At 63.9% G+C, this 16,596-nt stretch carries 20 protein-coding genes; all 20 read left to right on the top strand.

The genetic code is table 11. The features are described 5' to 3' along the window. The first annotated feature begins 18 nt into the window (after window positions 1-18). Complete coding sequence (gene thiS, locus BLW71_RS17920; protein WP_091800983.1) at window positions 19-216, top strand: sulfur carrier protein ThiS; 198 nt, start codon at window positions 19-21, stop codon at window positions 214-216. 46 nt (window positions 217-262) lie between these two features. Further along, window positions 263-1,078: a thiazole synthase gene (locus tag BLW71_RS17925; RefSeq protein WP_091798460.1), complete on the top strand. Its 816-nt coding sequence runs from the start codon at window positions 263-265 to the stop codon at window positions 1,076-1,078. Further along, window positions 1,075-2,178 carry a thiamine phosphate synthase gene (thiE, locus tag BLW71_RS17930; RefSeq protein WP_091798463.1) on the top strand — a complete coding sequence of 368 codons (1,104 nt, stop codon included), beginning with the start codon at window positions 1,075-1,077 and terminating at the stop codon, window positions 2,176-2,178. Before BLW71_RS17925 ends, thiE begins: the two co-directional genes overlap by 4 nt. A 94-nt stretch (window positions 2,179-2,272) precedes the next feature. After that, complete coding sequence (locus BLW71_RS17935; protein ID WP_091798466.1) at window positions 2,273-3,094, top strand: ABC transporter ATP-binding protein; 822 nt, start codon at window positions 2,273-2,275, stop codon at window positions 3,092-3,094. Then, complete coding sequence (mlaE, locus tag BLW71_RS17940) at window positions 3,091-3,858, top strand: lipid asymmetry maintenance ABC transporter permease subunit MlaE (protein WP_091798470.1); 768 nt, start codon at window positions 3,091-3,093, stop codon at window positions 3,856-3,858. The genes BLW71_RS17935 and mlaE overlap by 4 nt, the downstream gene beginning before the upstream one ends. Window positions 3,859-3,948: 90 nt before the next feature. Continuing rightward, window positions 3,949-4,488 carry an outer membrane lipid asymmetry maintenance protein MlaD gene (mlaD, locus tag BLW71_RS17945; RefSeq protein WP_091798473.1) on the top strand — a complete coding sequence of 180 codons (540 nt, stop codon included), beginning with the start codon at window positions 3,949-3,951 and terminating at the stop codon, window positions 4,486-4,488. Between the two features lie 11 nt (window positions 4,489-4,499). After that, window positions 4,500-5,543 (top strand): MlaA family lipoprotein, encoded by a 1,044-nt coding sequence (locus tag BLW71_RS17950; protein ID WP_091798477.1) that lies wholly within the window; start codon window positions 4,500-4,502, stop codon window positions 5,541-5,543. A 114-nt stretch (window positions 5,544-5,657) separates the two neighbouring features. Continuing rightward, complete coding sequence (locus BLW71_RS17955; RefSeq protein ID WP_091798480.1) at window positions 5,658-6,290, top strand: MlaC/ttg2D family ABC transporter substrate-binding protein; 633 nt, start codon at window positions 5,658-5,660, stop codon at window positions 6,288-6,290. Further along, on the top strand, window positions 6,287-6,580 hold the full coding sequence (locus tag BLW71_RS17960; RefSeq protein WP_091798483.1) for an STAS domain-containing protein: 294 nt from the start codon (window positions 6,287-6,289) through the stop codon (window positions 6,578-6,580). The genes BLW71_RS17955 and BLW71_RS17960 overlap by 4 nt, the downstream gene beginning before the upstream one ends. A 171-nt stretch (window positions 6,581-6,751) precedes the next feature. Then, window positions 6,752-7,684, top strand: coding sequence for an ABC transporter ATP-binding protein (locus BLW71_RS17965; RefSeq protein WP_091798486.1), 933 nt, complete (start codon window positions 6,752-6,754; stop codon window positions 7,682-7,684). Further along, the gene (locus BLW71_RS17970; RefSeq protein ID WP_091798489.1) at window positions 7,681-8,436 is read left to right on the top strand and encodes an ABC transporter permease; all 756 of its coding nucleotides are present in this window, start codon (window positions 7,681-7,683) and stop codon (window positions 8,434-8,436) included. Before BLW71_RS17965 ends, BLW71_RS17970 begins: the two co-directional genes overlap by 4 nt. A gap of 15 nt (window positions 8,437-8,451) precedes the next feature. Continuing rightward, the gene (locus BLW71_RS17975; protein ID WP_006052280.1) at window positions 8,452-8,691 is read left to right on the top strand and encodes a BolA family protein; all 240 of its coding nucleotides are present in this window, start codon (window positions 8,452-8,454) and stop codon (window positions 8,689-8,691) included. Between the two features lie 111 nt (window positions 8,692-8,802). Next, on the top strand, window positions 8,803-10,065 hold the full coding sequence (murA, locus tag BLW71_RS17980) for a UDP-N-acetylglucosamine 1-carboxyvinyltransferase (protein ID WP_091798492.1): 1,263 nt from the start codon (window positions 8,803-8,805) through the stop codon (window positions 10,063-10,065). After that, on the top strand, window positions 10,062-10,760 hold the full coding sequence (hisG, locus tag BLW71_RS17985; RefSeq protein WP_091798495.1) for an ATP phosphoribosyltransferase: 699 nt from the start codon (window positions 10,062-10,064) through the stop codon (window positions 10,758-10,760). The genes murA and hisG overlap by 4 nt, the downstream gene beginning before the upstream one ends. Before the next feature lie 59 nt (window positions 10,761-10,819). Then, window positions 10,820-12,142 (top strand): histidinol dehydrogenase, encoded by a 1,323-nt coding sequence (gene hisD / locus BLW71_RS17990; protein WP_091798498.1) that lies wholly within the window; start codon window positions 10,820-10,822, stop codon window positions 12,140-12,142. Window positions 12,143-12,312: 170 nt separating this feature from the next. After that, window positions 12,313-13,383: a histidinol-phosphate transaminase gene (gene hisC / locus BLW71_RS17995; protein WP_091798501.1), complete on the top strand. Its 1,071-nt coding sequence runs from the start codon at window positions 12,313-12,315 to the stop codon at window positions 13,381-13,383. 113 nt (window positions 13,384-13,496) lie between these two features. Next, window positions 13,497-14,084 (top strand): imidazoleglycerol-phosphate dehydratase HisB, encoded by a 588-nt coding sequence (hisB, locus tag BLW71_RS18000; protein WP_007180208.1) that lies wholly within the window; start codon window positions 13,497-13,499, stop codon window positions 14,082-14,084. A gap of 67 nt (window positions 14,085-14,151) precedes the next feature. Next, entirely contained in the window at window positions 14,152-14,772 is a 621-nt protein-coding gene (locus tag BLW71_RS18005; protein ID WP_091798504.1) for a YchE family NAAT transporter, read from the top strand. After that, window positions 14,769-15,410, top strand: coding sequence for an imidazole glycerol phosphate synthase subunit HisH (gene hisH, locus BLW71_RS18010; RefSeq protein WP_091798507.1), 642 nt, complete (start codon window positions 14,769-14,771; stop codon window positions 15,408-15,410). The genes BLW71_RS18005 and hisH overlap by 4 nt, the downstream gene beginning before the upstream one ends. Window positions 15,411-15,624: 214 nt before the next feature. After that, on the top strand, window positions 15,625-16,377 hold the full coding sequence (gene hisA, locus BLW71_RS18015) for a 1-(5-phosphoribosyl)-5-[(5-phosphoribosylamino)methylideneamino]imidazole-4-carboxamide isomerase (protein WP_042329166.1): 753 nt from the start codon (window positions 15,625-15,627) through the stop codon (window positions 16,375-16,377). Window positions 16,378-16,596: the final 219 nt, after the last annotated feature.

The raw sequence follows: 16,596 nt of genomic DNA on the forward strand, positions 1-16,596 counted from the left end.
GAACCGTATTCGAACACCATGGACATTCATATCAATCAGAAGCCGTTGTCGCTACCCGAAGGCGCGACTGTCGCCGACGCGCTCGCCGTGTACGGCGCACGTCCGCCGTTCGCGGTCGCGCTGAACGGCGATTTCGTGGCGCGCACCCAGCATGCGGCGCGCGCGCTGCAGGCGGGCGACAAGCTCGATGTCGTGCAACCCGTGGCCGGCGGCTGAGCGCCTCGCCGGGATGCCCGATTGCAGGAAACCAAGGATTATGCAAATGACCTCCCCCCAGACTGCCGACGCGCTCACGCTCTACGGCCAGACCTTCGCGAGCCGTGTGCTGCTCGGCACCTCGCGCTATCCGTCGCTGCAATCGCTGTCCGATTCCATCGACGCGGCGCGCCCCGGCATGGTGACCGTCGCGCTGCGCCGGCAAATGAACGAAGGCGGCGCGGAAGCGGGCTTCTTCGACCTTCTCAAGCGCCACGGCGTACCGCTGCTGCCGAATACGGCCGGTTGCCTGACCGTCGGCGAGGCGGTGACGACCGCGCATATGGCGCGCGAAATTTTCGAAACCGAGTGGATCAAGCTCGAACTGATCGGCGACGACTACACATTGCAGCCCGACCCGGTCGGCCTGATCGAAGCGGCCGCGCAACTGGTCAAGGACGGCTTCAAGGTGCTGCCGTACTGCACGGAAGATCTCGTGATCGGCCGCCGTCTGCTGGACGCTGGCTGTGAAGCGCTGATGCCGTGGGGCGCGCCGATCGGCACCGGCAAGGGCGTGATCAATCCGTACGGCCTGCGCGTGTTGCGCGAGCGGCTGCCGGACGTGCCGCTGATCGTCGACGCCGGACTCGGCGTGCCTTCGCATGCGGCGCAGGTCATGGAATGGGGCTTCGACGGCGTGCTGCTGAACACCGCCGTCTCACAGGCCACGCACCCCGACGCCATGGCGCGCGCCTTCGCGCTCGGCGTCGAAGCGGGCCGCCAGGCTTTTCTGGCGGGGCCGATGGCCGCGCGCGAAAGCGCGCACGCGAGCACGCCGGTGGTCGGCATGCCGTTCTGGCATCAAGACGGGAGCGCCGCATGACGCAGACTTTGACATTGAAGGATCGCGACCTCTTCTGGCCGCCCGCCGACGAACTCACCGAAGCCGCCGAGCGCATCCGCGCCCGGCTGGGCGACTGGCCGCCGACGCATGCGCAGTGGCGCATCTGTCTGACCGCGCCGGAGGAACTGAACGGCGGCGACCTGATTTTGATTGCCGACGCGCAGCAGCACGGCGAACAGATGGCGCGCTGGCTGGTGCACGGCGCTGGCGTGATCGAAGCCGCCGAGGAAAAGGCCACGCTGCATCTGGGCGGTGAAAAATACCGCCTGGAAGGCCATCTGGCGGAAGACTGGATTCCCGCGCTGGCGGCTTTCCTCGACTGCGGTTTCGATCCGCATGACGCGCTGGTCCTGGCGCTGGCCTGGCGCGACGGCGACGAAACTCGTGCCGACGACGCTTTTCCCGCCGATATCAACCACTTTCCGCGTCTTGCCGGCTTGCCCGAGGCGCCGCCGCAGGCGTTCGCACGCTGTCCCGAGCGGCTCGGCCTGTATCCGGTGCTGCCGACCGCTGAATGGGTCGAACTGGTGGCGGGCTTTGGCGTGAAGACAGTGCAACTGCGCCGCAAATCCGCCGAACCCGCCGACGAACTGAAGCGCGAAATTGCTCGCTGCGTGGCCGTTGGCCGCCAGTACGACGCTCAGGTCTTCATCAACGACCACTGGCAGGCCGCGCTCGAAGCCGGCGCGTACGGCGTCCACCTCGGTCAGGAAGACGTGCATACGGCTGACCTCGCCGCGCTCGCGGCGGGAGGCGTGCGTCTCGGCCTGTCGACCCACGGTTTCTACGAAATTCTGAAAGCGCTGCATTTCCGGCCGAGCTACATAGCACTGGGCGCGGTGTTTCCGACCACCACCAAGGTCATGCCGACCGAGCCGCAGGGCCTGCGGCGTTTGGCCCGCTACGTGCGACTGCTCGACGGCGTCGTGCCGCTGGTGGCGATCGGCGGCATCGACCTGCAGGTGCTGCCCGACGTGCTGGCGACAGGCGTCGGCTGCGCGGCCGTGGTGCGCGCGGTAACGGAAGCGGCCGATCCGGCGGCGGCCGTTTCTGCACTGCAACAAGCGTTTACGCAATAATCGTGAGAATTGGTTAAGGGTCGGGGCAGCGTCACGGCAACTTTTGCACGGTGGCCCTATAATTCGCCTTCCGTGTAAAAGGACTGTCAGTTTCGTGTCTTCCTCCCCCGAGACCTTACTCGAGTTGCGCGACGTCGACTTCGGTTACGGCGACCGGCTCGTCCTGTCGAACCTGAATCTGCGCTTCAAGCGCGGCCAGGTGGTCGCGGTCATGGGCGGTTCGGGCTGCGGCAAGACCACGGTGCTGCGCCTGATCGGCGGCCTCGTGCGCGCGCAGCGCGGCGAGATCCTGTTCCACGGCCAGGACGTCGGCCGGCAAACGCGCGACGGCCTCTACGCGCTGCGGCGCAAGATGGGCATGCTGTTCCAGTTCGGCGCCCTGTTCACCGACATGTCCGTGTTCGACAACGTCGCCTTCGCGCTGCGTGAGCACACCGACCTTCCCGAAGAACTGATCCGCGATCTGGTGCTGATGAAGCTCAACGCGGTCGGCTTGCGGGGTGCGCGCGACCTGCTGCCGTCGGAGATCTCGGGCGGCATGGCGCGGCGTGTGGCACTGGCGCGCGCCATCGCGCTCGATCCCGAACTGATGATGTACGACGAGCCGTTCGCCGGTCTCGATCCGATCTCGCTCGGCATCACCGCGAACCTGATCCGCGCGCTGAATCAGGCGCTCGGCGCCACGTCGATCCTCGTCACGCACGACGTGCCGGAATCGTTCGCGATCGCCGATTACGTCTACTTTCTCGCCAATGGCGGGGTTCACGCAGAAGGTACGCCCGCTGAACTGCGGGAGTCGACCGATCCCACCGTGCGCCAGTTCATCGACGGCGCGCCGGACGGTCCCTTCAAGTTTCACTATCCCAGCAAGACGCCGCTCGCGGCGGACTTCGGTATCGGCGGAGGTCAGCCATGATCAGTATGATCGGCCGCTCGGTGCTCGACGGGCTGGGCACGGCCGGCTATGCCACGCGTTTCTTTTTCCGGCTGCTGCTCGAATTCTTCCCGTTGTTGCGCCGTCCACGTCTTGTCACGAAGCAGATCTACTTCGTGGGTAATTATTCGCTGGTGATCATTGCCGTGTCGGGCCTGTTCGTCGGCTTCGTGCTCGGTCTTCAGGGCTATTACACGCTGAACCGGTACGGCTCCGAGGAGGCGCTCGGGTTGCTGGTCGCGCTGTCGCTCGTGCGTGAACTCGGCCCGGTGGTCACGGCGCTGCTGTTCGCGGGGCGCGCCGGCACGTCGCTCACGGCTGAAATCGGCTTGATGAAAGCAGGCGAGCAGCTGACCGCGATGGAAATGATGGCCGTGGACCCGGTCAAGGTCGTGATCGCGCCGCGACTGTGGGCGGGCATCATTTCAATGCCGATCCTCGCCGCGATCTTCAGCGCGGTCGGCGTGCTCGGTGGCTATGTAGTGGGCGTTCTGCTGATCGGCGTCGATGCCGGCGCGTTCTGGTCGCAGATGCAAGGTGGCGTCGATGTCTGGCGCGACGTCGGCGCCGGCGTTGTCAAAAGCGTGGTGTTCGGCCTCGCGGTGACGTTCGTTGCGCTGTTTCAAGGCTATGAAGCCAAGCCGACGCCGGAAGGCGTGTCGCGCGCCACGACCAAGACCGTCGTGTACGCGTCGCTTGCGGTGCTCGGCCTCGATTTTCTGCTGACCGCATTGATGTTCAGCTAAGGCTGCGCCGCACTTTTTTAGCTGGCGGCGCGTGATTCGACGCGCGCGGCGGAAGTGCCAACGGCGTGGCGGATTCACTTTGGGATAACGATGAAAAAGACTGCTCTCGACTTCTGGGTCGGCCTGTTCGTGGTGTTGGGTTTCGTGGCGTTGCTGTTTCTGGCGCTGAAGGCCGGCAATATGAGCTCGTTGTCGTTCCAGGCGACCTATCCGGTGAAGCTCAAGTTCGACAACATCGGCGGATTGAAGGCGCGCGCGCCCGTGAAGAGCGCGGGCGTGACGGTTGGCCGCGTCGGTTCGATCGGCTTCGACAGCAACGCGTACCAGGCCGTCGTCACAATCGATCTGGACAAGCAGTACCAGTTTCCGAAAGACACGTCGGCGAAGATCCTGACCTCGGGTCTGCTCGGTGAACAATACATCGGGCTCGAACCCGGCGGCGACAGCGAGATGCTCAAGGCGGGCGACACCATCTCCATGACGCAATCGGCGATCGTGCTGGAAAACCTCATCGGACAGTTCCTGTACAGCAAGGCTGCGGATTCGGGTGCATCCAAGCCTGGCGCCGCCGTGAGCACACCCGCGCCCGTGGCGCCGAGCCTGCCCGCGTCCGCCGCGGGCGCTCAATAAGGAGAACAAGAATGCAGATCACACGCATCAGGGCCGCGCGCGCTTTCCCGGTCGCGAGGCTAGCGCTAGCTGCAACGCTGCTCGCCGGTTGTACGACCGTGCAGACGCCGACCAAGGGCGACCCGCTCGAAGGCTTGAACCGCACCATGTTCACCGTCAACGACAAGATCGACCAGTACGCGCTCAAGCCGGTCGCGAAGGGCTACGTGTGGGCGACCCCGCAGCCGGTGCGCGACAGTGTGACGAACTTCTTCTCGAACATCGGCGACGTCTACATTGCGGCGAACAACCTGCTGCAATTGAAGATCACCGACGGTGTCGAAGACATCATGCGGATCGTGATCAACACGGTCTTCGGTGTGGGCGGTCTGTTCGACGTGGCGACGCTTGCCAAGCTGCCCAAGCACGACAACGACCTCGGCTTGACGCTCGGTCACTACGGCGTGCCGGCGGGCCCGTACCTCGTGCTGCCGCTGTTCGGGCCGAGCACCGTGCGCGACGCGGTCGGATCGATCGGCAATTACTATGTGAACCCGCTCAGCTACATTCATCCGGATGGTCTGAGCTGGGCGCTGTATGGCCTGAACGTGGTCAATACGCGTGCCAATCTGCTGAGCGCGAGCGATGTGCTGGAAGGCGCCGCGCTCGACAAATATTCGTTCGTGCGCAACGCGTATTTGCAGCGCCGTCAGTACCTGCTGTCCGACAGCAAACAGGCGCAAGGACTGCCGAATTACGGCGACGAAGCGCCGCTGCCGAACTACGGCGACGTCGACGGCAGCGCGGCTGGTGCGCCGGCTGGCGCCGCGACCGGTACGGCCGGCGCGGCGGGCACGCCGGGTGCTGCTGCCGCGAAGGCGGCGCCGGCTTCCGGGGCGACCGCGGCAACGCCGCCGCAAGCGGCATCGGGCACGGCGGCGGCGCCGGAAGCCGCGTCGGGCAGCGTCGAATCGCCGCCGCTCGACCTCAACGGCGGCCCTGAAACGACGCAGATCCCGGCTGGCCAGCTGGTTCCGCCCTCGCGTTTCAACTTTCCGTCCTTCAAATTGCGTTGATCGTGCAGCCGTAACAGATCGATACGACTCTCGCAGTTTGCGCATGGATTGCGGCTGAACTCGCGTGTTAATGTCGGCTCAAACGGTTGCACTATTTTTAAGGCAGGGCTCCATATGAAAAAATTGTTCTTGATTCCGTTGTTTGCCGCGCTGTTCTCATTTGCCACCGCCGGCGTCTCGGCACAAACCGTCGACTCCAATTCCCCCGACGGCATGATCAAAACGGTCACCCAGCAGGTGATCGATGCAGTGCGTGCCGACAAGTCGATCCAGCAAGGTGACATCTCGCACATCACCGCGCTGGTCAACGAAAAGATCCTGCCGTACACGGATTTCCGCCGCACCACGCAGCTGGCCATGGGCCGCAACTGGCGCACCGCATCGCCGGAGCAGCAAAACGCAGTGGTCGAGCAGTTCAAGATGCTGCTGATCCGTACGTACTCAGGCGCGCTGGCCCAAGTGCGCGATCAGCAGATCCAGTACAAGCCGTTCCGCATGAACCCGGACGACACCGACACGGTGGTGCGCTCGGTCGTGATGAACAACGGCTCGCCGATCGAACTCGACTACCGTCTGTACAAGACGCCACAAGGCTGGCGCGTGTATGACATCAACGTGCTCGGCGCATGGCTGATCCAGGCGTATCAGCAGCAGTTCAACGAGCAGATTCAGCAGAAGGGCGTGGACGGGCTGATCCAGTTCCTCACGCAGCGTAACCAGCAACTCGCCGCGGGCAAGCAGTCGTGAGCGAAGTGCTGAGTCCCGTCGCCAACCGCTTCGAGAGCGGCGCGACGCTGACCCACGAGAGCGCGAACGCCGCGCTCTCGGCGGGTTTGCAACGTATCGCGGCGGGCGCGAACGGCGTGGACTGCGCACCGCTCGCGCAGTTCGATTCGTCCGCGCTGGCCGTCCTCCTCGCGTGGCAGCGTGCCGCCCAGGCGCGCGGCGGCGCGTTCGAGATCGTCAATCTGCCGGCTGGTCTCGCCAGCCTCGCGCAAGCCTACGGCGTCGATACTCTCTTATCGGCGCGACATTGACGCTCTGAGCGCGTCACTTCCAAACCTCCCGCCTGAGATAGGGCCACCGATTTTTGCCCTATAATCAAACGTTTTTTGGGGCTCATAACCGGCCCCAATTCCGTTTCTTCCAGCATTTGTGCGCCCCCTCCGGGCTCCTTTAGGCGCCGCGACGCACGCGGCCCACAGTCAATGTCAGCCATAGAAATTCGTAACGTCAAGAAGCGCTACAAGGACTTGCAGGCGCTCAAGGGCGTCAGCCTTACAGTTGAAGAAGGCGAGTTCTTCGGGCTGCTCGGTCCGAACGGCGCGGGCAAGACAACGCTCATCAGCATCCTCGCCGGGCTCGCGCGCGCCGATGAAGGCAGCATCGCCGTGCGTGGCCACGACGTGGTCAGCGATTTCCGCGCTGCGCGCCGCGCACTCGGCGTGGTGCCGCAGGAGCTCGTGTTCGATCCGTTCTTCACGGTGCGCGAAACCTTGCGCATCCAGTCCGGCTACTACGGTCTGCGCAACAACGACGCGTGGATCGACGAGATCATGGCCAATCTCGACCTCACCGACAAAGCCGACGCCAATATGCGCGCACTGTCGGGCGGTATGAAGCGCCGCGTGCTGGTCGCGCAGGCGCTCGTGCACCGGCCGCCGGTGATCGTGCTCGACGAGCCGACCGCGGGCGTCGACGTCGAATTGCGGCAAACGCTGTGGAAATTCATTTCGCGCCTGAACCGCGAAGGCCACACTATCGTGCTGACCACGCACTATCTGGAAGAAGCCGAATCGCTGTGCGATCGCATCGCCATGCTGCGGCGCGGCGAGGTCGTGGCGCTCGAGCGCACCAGCACGCTGCTGCAACGCTTTGCCGGCATGCAACTGTTCCTGCGTTTCGCGCAAGGCGTATTGCCGGCCGATCTGCGTCCGCTCGAAGTGGAGAGCGGCACGGGCAACGGCAACGGTCGCCAGCATCTGCTGCGTCTTGCAAGCTACGACGACGTCGAAAAAATTCTCGCGCAGTGCCGCACGGCGGGCTGCACATTCGAAGAAATCGAGGTCCGCAAAGCCGACCTCGAAGATGTGTTCGTTCAGGTAATGAACGGTCCGGAAGTGATCGAGGGGCTTGCATGAGCGGTTTCCGTACGCTGTTTTACAAAGAGCTCCTGCGGTTCTGGAAGGTGGCGTTCCAGACGGTGCTGGCGCCGGTCATTACCGCGCTGCTCTATCTGACGATTTTCGGCCACGCCTTGCGCGGTCACGTGCAGGTCTATCCGGGCGTCGAATACACGAGCTTCCTGATTCCGGGTCTCGTGATGATGAGCGTGCTGCAGAATGCATTTGCCAATAGCTCGTCCTCGCTGATCCAGTCGAAGATCACGGGCAACCTGGTGTTCGTGTTGCTGCCGCCGCTGTCGCACTACGAGATGTTCGGCGCCTATGTGCTCGCGGCCGTGGTGCGCGGTCTCGCCGTGGGTTTCGGCGTGTTCATCGTGACGATCTGGTTCGTGCCCGTCAGCTTCACCGCGCCGCTATTCATCATTCTGTTTGCCATTTTCGGCGCGGCGATTCTCGGCACGCTGGGTTTGATCGCGGGTATCTGGGCCGACAAATTCGACCAGCTCGCCGCGTTTCAAAACTTTCTGATCATGCCGCTCACGTTCCTCTCGGGCGTGTTCTACTCCACTCACACGCTGCCACCGGTGTGGCGTGAAGTGTCGCGGCTCAATCCCTTTTTCTACATGATCGACGGCTTTCGCTACGGGTTCTTCGGGATGTCGGATATCAATCCGCTCGTGAGCCTCGCGATCGTCGCCGGTTTCTTTGTGGTGCTGGCCGTGGTGGCGATGCGCATGCTCGCTTCCGGCTACAAACTGCGCCACTGATCAGGAGCTTCTCTCATGTTGCCGACTCCCGAACAGGTCAAGCAATACATCGCGGCTGGGCTCGCCTGCCAGCATCTCGAAGTCGAAGGCGACGGCCAGCATTTCTTTGCGACCATCGTTTCGCCGAGCTTCGAAGGCAAGCGTCTGATTCAACGCCATCAACTCGTGTACGCGGCGCTCGGCGACCGCATGCGCGAAGAAATCCACGCGCTCAGCATGAAGACGCTGACGCCCGCCGAATGGCAGAACGCGTAATCTGGAAATTTAGTGCGAATTACTCAAGAAGGGCGCGACGCCGGTAGCGGCGCGCCGAACACAGTCAAAGCAGCCCCGGCCGAAGTCCGGGTCAATCAGGAACTGACAGGCATGGATAAACTCGTCATTGAAGGTGGCTACCCGCTGTCGGGTGAAGTCGTCGTCTCGGGTGCGAAGAATGCGGCGTTGCCGATTCTGTGCGCGGGTCTGCTGAGCGCGGAGCCGGTGCATCTGGACAACGTGCCCGACTTGCAGGACGTGCGCACAATGCTCAAGCTGCTCGGCCAGATGGGCGTGCAGATCGAGAGTGGCGAAGGCCGCGTGTCGCTGAACGCGTCGAAGGTGGATAACCTCGTCGCGCCGTACGAAATGGTCAAGACCATGCGTGCGTCGATCCTCGTGCTCGGCCCGCTGGTCGCGCGCTTCGGTCACGCGCGTGTCTCGTTGCCGGGTGGCTGCGCGATCGGCGCGCGTCCGGTGGATCAGCACATCAAGGGCCTGCAGGCCATGGGTGCCGAGATCACGATCGAGCACGGCTTTATCGAAGCCCGCGCGAAGCGTCTGAAAGGCACGCGCATCGTCACCGACATGATTACCGTGACGGGCACCGAAAATCTGCTGATGGCAGCCGTGCTGGCTGAAGGCGAAACCGTCATCGAGAACGCGGCGCGTGAGCCGGAAGTCGGCGATCTCGCGCATCTGCTGGTCGCGATGGGCGCAAAGATCGAAGGCATTGGCACCGATCGCCTCGTGATTCAGGGCGTCGACAAGCTGCATGGCGCGAAGCACACGGTGATTCCCGATCGCATCGAAGCCGGTACGTTCCTGTGCGCGGTGGCGGCAGCCGGTGGCGACGTCACGCTGCGTAAAGTGCGTCCGCTGATTCTCGAAGCGGTGACCGAAAAGCTGCGCGAAGCCGGCGTCACGGTCGAAGAAGGCGACGACTGGATGCGCGTGCGCATGGACAAGCGTCCCAACGCGGTTACGTTCCGCACCTCCGAATACCCGGCGTTCCCGACCGACATGCAGGCGCAGTTCATGGCGCTGAATACGATCGCGAACGGCACCTCGCAAGTCGTCGAGACGATCTTCGAGAATCGCTTCATGCACGTGCAGGAATTGAACCGGCTCGGCGCGAACATCACGATCGACGGCAACACCGCGCTCGTGAGCGGCGTCGAGCAGCTCTCCGGCGCGAAGGTCATGGCGACCGATCTGCGCGCGTCCGCGAGTCTCGTGATCGCCGCCTTGCGTGCCGACGGTGAAACGCTGATTGACCGGATCTATCACCTCGACCGCGGTTACGACCGGATGGAAACCAAGCTCACCGCTATCGGCGCGAAGGTGCGCCGTATCTCGGGGAGCCAGGCATGAGCGCGATGCCGCAAACTTCGTCGTCGCCGGCGGTGAGCGCGCCGCTCACGCTGGCGTTGTCGAAAGGGCGTATCTTCGAGGAGACGTTGCCTCTGCTCGCCGCAGCCGGCATCGAAGTGGCCGAAGATCCGGAAACCTCGCGCAAGCTGATCCTGCCGACCACGGACGCCAATGTGCGCGTGATCATCGTGCGCGCCACCGACGTGCCGACCTATGTCGAATACGGCGCGGCCGACTTCGGCGTGGCGGGCAAAGACGTGCTGCTCGAACATGGCGGCAGCGGCCTGTATCAGCCGGTCGACCTGGATATTGCGCGCTGCCGCATGTCGGTCGCGGTCGCGGCCGGTTTCGATTATGCGAACGCGGTGCGCCAGGGCGCGCGCTTGCGCGTGGCGACCAAGTACGTTGAAACCGCGCGCGAGCATTTCGCCGCCAAGGGCGTGCACGTCGATCTGATCAAGCTGTATGGCTCGATGGAACTGGCGCCGCTGGTCGGCCTGGCCGACGCGATCGTCGACCTGGTGAGCTCGGGCAACACCTTGCGCGCCAACAATCTTGTCGAGGTGGAGGAGATCATGCAGATTTCGTCGCGCCTCGTTGTGAACCAGGCGGCGCTCAAGCTCAAGCGCGCCGCGTTGCGGCCGATCCTCGACGCGTTCGAACGCGCGTCGAAAGCCGGCTCGACGACGGCCTGATACTGATCGTGCTGGTGTGACCACGTTCTAGAGCGCGCCTTACCGAAACGGATACCCGTATGTCTATCAAGATTCGCAAACTCGATTCCACTGCTCCCGACTTCCAGAAGTCGCTGCACGCGGTGCTCGCGTTCGAGGCGAGCGAAGACGAAGCAATCGAGCGCTCGGTCGCGCAGATTCTGAACGACGTGAAGGCGCGCGGCGACGCCGCGGTGCTCGAATACACGAGCCGCTTCGACCGTGTCGAAGCCAGGAGCGTGAGCGCGCTCGAACTGCCGATGGCGGAGCTGGAAGCGGCGCTGGAAGGTCTGGAGCCGAAGCGCCGCGCGGCGCTCGAAGCGGCGGCGGCGCGGGTGCGCGGCTATCACGAGAAGCAGAAGATCGAATGCGGCAGCCATAGCTGGCAATACACGGAAGCCGACGGCACCGTGCTCGGCCAGAAGGTCACGCCGCTCGATCGCGCGGGCATCTACGTGCCGGGCGGCAAGGCGGCGTATCCGTCGTCGGTGCTGATGAACGCGATTCCGGCGCGGGTGGCCGGCGTGCGCGAAATCGTCATGGTCGTGCCGACGCCGGACGGCGTGAAGAATCCGCTGGTGCTCGCTGCCGCGCTGCTGGGCGGCGTGGATCGCGTGTTCACGATCGGTGGCGCGCAGGCGGTCGGCGCGCTCGCGTACGGTACGGAAACGGTGCCCGCGGTCGACAAGATCTGCGGTCCCGGCAACGCTTATGTCGCGTCGGCCAAGCGCCGGGTATTCGGCACAGTCGGTATCGACATGATCGCCGGGCCGTCGGAAATCCTCGTGTTGTGCGACGGCACCACCGACCCGCGCTGGGTGGCGATGGACCTGTTCTCGCAGGCCGAGCACGACGAACTCGCGCAGTCCATCCTGCTGTGCCCGGACGACGCGTTTATCGGCCGCGTGAAAGATGCGATCGACGAACTGCTTCCCACCATGCCGCGCCGCGATGTGATCCAGGCATCGCTGGAAGGCCGCGGCGCGCTGATCAAGGTGCGCGACATGGAGCAAGCCTGCGCGATCGCCAACGACATCGCCCCGGAACACCTCGAAATTTCGGCGCTGGAGCCGCAGCAGTGGGGCCAACTGATCCGCCATGCCGGCGCGATCTTCCTCGGCCGCTACACCAGCGAAAGCCTCGGCGACTACTGCGCGGGGCCCAATCACGTTTTGCCTACGTCTCGTACCGCACGGTTCTCGTCTCCTTTGGGCGTCTATGATTTCTTCAAGCGTTCGAGCGTGATCGAGGTCAGCGCGGAAGGCGCGCAGACGCTCGGCGAGATTGCCGCCGAACTCGCTTACGGCGAAGGCCTGCAGGCGCATGCCCGCAGCGCCGAATACCGGATGCGGCAAAACGGCTGAGGGCGTCGAATCCGGCGTTCGAACCGCGGGCATCGAGCCGATGCCCGCGAACGCCAGCGACGGATTGCGCGCGGTTCCACGTTCAATAACGACAACAGAGACCAACCTGGGGCGGCCAGCATGCCGCCGACGCCGGGCCGGCGTTTCCTCGCGGCCCGCTCCACCGACCTATGACGACACCTCAAGACATCATCCGCCGCGACGTGCTCGCGATGACGAGCTATCCGGTTCCGGACGCGACGGGCTATATCAAGCTCGACGCGATGGAAAACCCGTTCCCGCTGCCGCCGGTGCTGGCCGCGCATCTGGGCGAGCATCTGGCCGGGGTCGCGCTGAACCGCTATCCGGCGCCGCGTCCGGATGCGCTGATCGAGAAGATCAAGCGTGTGATGAAAGTGCCCGCCGGCTGCGACGTGCTGCTCGGCAACGGCTCGGACGAAATCATCAGCATGGTGTCGGTCGCGTGCGCGCAGCCGGGCGCCAAGGTGCTCGCGCCGGTGCCGGGCTTCGTGATGTATCAGATGTCGGCGAAACTGGCGAATCTCGAGTTCGTCGGCGTGCCGCTGAAGGCGGATTTGACGCTCGATACCGAAGCGATGCTGGCCGCGATCGCCGAGCACCAGCCGGCGATCGTCTATCTCGCGTATCCGAACAACCCGACCGGCACGTTGTTCGACGACGCCGACATGGAGCGGATCATCGCTGCGGCCAATAAGAGCCTCGTGGTGATCGACGAGGCCTACCAGCCGTTCGCGCAGCAAAGCTGGCTGCCGCGCGCCGACGCGTTCGACAATGTCGTAGTCATGCGCACGGTGTCCAAGCTCGGTCTGGCCGGCATCCGTCTCGGGTATCTGGTCGGCAAGCCGGCCTGGCTGACCGAATTCGACAAGGTGCGGCCTCCGTACAACACCAACGTGCTCACGCAAGCCGCCGCCGATTTCCTGCTCGATCACATCGACGTGCTCGATTCCCAAGCCGCGCAATTGCGTGACGAACGGACGAAACTCGCGCACGCGGTGGCCGAGTTGCCGGGCGCCGAAGTGTTCCCAAGCGCCGGCAACTTCCTGCTGGTGCGCGTGCCGGATGCATCGGTCCTGTTCGAAACGCTACTGGCGGCGCGGGTTTTGATCAAAAACGTGAGTAAAATGCATCCATTGCTGGCCAATTGCGTGCGTTTGACCGTCGGTTCGCCGGAAGAAAACGCGCAGTTGCTCGCCGGACTGAAGCTCGTATTGCATTGAAAGCGTGCCGAATGGCCGCGCAAACGCTTGTCCCGACTGCGGAAAGCACGCGCGGCCCGACGTTTTCCCATCCCACCTACCTATCGCTTTCTAGCTAGATTCGAGGAATTACCATGCGCCTTGCGGAAGTCGTTCGCAACACCAGCGAAACGCAGATCCGTGTGAAGATCAATCTGGACGGCACCGGTCAGCAGAAGCTGGCCACCGGTGTGCCGTTTCTGGACCACATGCTCGACCAGATCGCGCGGCATGGATTGTTCGACCTCGAGATCGAAGCGCATGGCGATTTGCATATCGACGACCATCACACGGTCGAAGACACCGGCATCACGCTCGGCCAGGCCGTTGCGAAAGCGATCGGCGACAAGAAGGGCATCCGCCGTTACGGCCATTCTTACGTGCCGCTCGACGAAGCGCTGTCGCGTGTCGTGATCGACTTTTCCGGCCGTCCGGGGCTCGAATTCCATGTGCCGTTCACGCGCGCGCGTATCGGAACGTTCGACGTCGATCTATCCATCGAATTTTTCCGCGGCTTCGTGAATCACGCCGGCGTGACGCTGCATATCGACAACCTGCGCGGCCTGAACGCTCATCACCAGATGGAAACGGTGTTCAAGGCGTTCGGGCGTGCGTTGCGCATGGCTACCGAACTGGACGAACGCGCGGCGGGGCAGATTCCGTCGACCAAGGGCAGCCTTTAAGCGCTCATTAGCTGGCTCATTTACCTGGACCGGGAGCGGCGCCGATTGCGCTCGCGCCCGGTGTGCGATGGACATTCTGAAGTCGTTTATTTCGCTGCTGGCGCTGATCAACCCGGTCGGCGCCATTCCGTTTTTCATGAGCCTCACGGCGCATCAGAGCGACTCCGAGCGGCGCAGGACCATCCGGATCGCGGCGATTTCGGTGTTCTGCGTGATTGCGGTGACCACGCTGCTCGGGCAGCAGATCATCAGCTTCTTCGGCATTTCGGTCGGCTCGCTCGAAGTGGGCGGCGGGATCATCATGCTGCTGATGGCGATCAACATGCTGAACGCGCAGATCGGCAACAGCCGTTCCACGCCGGAAGAGCGCCACGAAGCTGAGCAGAAGGACAACATCGCGGTCGTGCCGCTGGCGATTCCGCTGTTGACCGGTCCGGGCGCGATCAGCACCACGATCATTTATGCGGCCGGTTCGGCGCACTGGTACGACCGGATCAGCCTCGTCGCGATCGGCGCGGTGTTGGCGGCGATCTGTTTTTTTTCGCTGCGCCTCGCCGAACCGATTGCCCGCTGGGTCGGTCGCACGGGTATCAACATCGGTACGCGGCTCATGGGTTTGATGTTATCGGCGCTGGCGGTGGAATTCATCGTCGATGGATTGAAGGCATTGCTGCCTAACTTGAAATGAAAACTTCGATAGCGATTGTGGATTACGGAATGGGCAACCTGCGTTCGGTTGCCCAGGCGCTGCGCAAAGCCGCGCCGGAAGCGGATGTGGCGATTGTCGACCGGCCGGAAGCGATTCGTGCCGCCGACCGCGTGGTGCTGCCAGGCCAGGGGGCGATGCCCGACTGCATGCGCAGTCTCGGCGACTCCGGCCTGCAGGACGCGGTGATCGAAGCGTCGCGCAGCAAGCCGCTAATGGGCGTGTGCATCGGCGAGCAGATGCTGTTTGACTGGAGCGCGGAGGGCGACACGCCCGGCCTCGGCCTGCTGCCCGGCAAGGTGCTGCGCTTCGACCTGGAAGGCCAACTGCAGGACGACGGCTCGCGCTTCAAGGTCCCGCAAATGGGCTGGAACCGCGTGCGTCAGACGCAGCCGCATCCGCTGTGGGACGGTGTCGCCGACAACGCGTTTTTCTACTTCGTGCACAGCTACTACGTGGTGCCGGACAATGCCGCCCATACCGCGGGCGAAACGGTCTACGGCGTGCCCTTTACCTCGGCGGTGGCGCGGGATAACATCTTCGCGACCCAATTCCATCCGGAAAAGAGCGCCGAAGCGGGGCTGCGCGTGTATCGCAACTTCGTGCACTGGAACCCGTGAGCGCCTTTCTTCATCCCGTTGCCGTGCGTCGCTCCGCCACAAGCGGAACGGGCGCCGCGCGCCACAATTGCGACACCACGATTTCGCTTGCCCACGACGCCACGCAAGGGCGTCGAAAGAGTTGTACTAAACTAGCGAAACGGCGTCCCGGCGGGCTGGACCTTCAGCCGCTCGCGCCGACCCTCAACCCATTCCCAGACAACACCCGATTGCTATGCTGCTGATTCCCGCCATCGACCTGAAAGACGGTCAGTGTGTACGCCTCAAACAGGGCGATATGGACCAGGCGACGATATTTTCCGAGGAACCGGCGGCGATGGCCCGACATTGGGTCGATCGCGGTGCCCGGCGTCTGCACCTCGTCGACCTGAATGGCGCGTTCGCCGGCAAGCCGAAGAACGAAGACGCGATTCGCGCGATCATCGAAGAGGTGGGCGGAGAGATTCCCGTTCAGCTGGGCGGCGGCATTCGCGACCTGAATACGATCGAGCGCTATCTGGACGACGGTTTGTCGTACGTGATCATCGGCACGGCGGCCGTGAAGAATCCCGGCTTTCTGCAGGACGCCTGCACGGCGTTCGGCGGCCATATCATCGTCGGGCTGGATGCGAAAGACGGCAAGGTCGCAACCGACGGCTGGAGCAAGCTGACCGGTCACGAAGTGGCCGATCTCGCGCGCAAGTTCGAGGACTACGGCTGCGAGTCGATCATCTACACCGACATCGGCCGTGACGGCATGCTGCAGGGCATCAACATCGAAGCAACGGTGCGTCTCGCGCGCGCGGTGAAGATTCCGGTGATCGCGAGCGGCGGTCTGTCGAACCTCGCGGACATCGAATCGCTGTGCGAAGTCGAAGACGAAGGCATCGAAGGCGTGATCTGCGGCCGGGCCATCTACTCGGGCGATCTCGACTTCGCGGCGGCGCAAACCCTCGCAGACCGGCTGCGCGAATCGGACGACGCTTAAGGCGGGGAGGCGGGGCCGGCAGGCTCGCCGCTCGCGCCTCGTGCGTTCGTCCGCTCGGCATCGCGGTGAGCAAATCACCGGCGTCCGAGCAGCGCGGCCTGACACCGGCATACCGTCTCGAGCCGGTTGCGTGGAACTCACCGGCGGCGTGGCTCGCCGCGCCGGCACTGTGCCGCTCGTCCAGGCGAGCGGCCTCATCAGCGGTATTGGCAGAATTGC

This window comes from Burkholderia sp. WP9 (assembly GCF_900104795.1).
Taxonomy (GTDB): Bacteria; Pseudomonadota; Gammaproteobacteria; order Burkholderiales; family Burkholderiaceae; genus Paraburkholderia.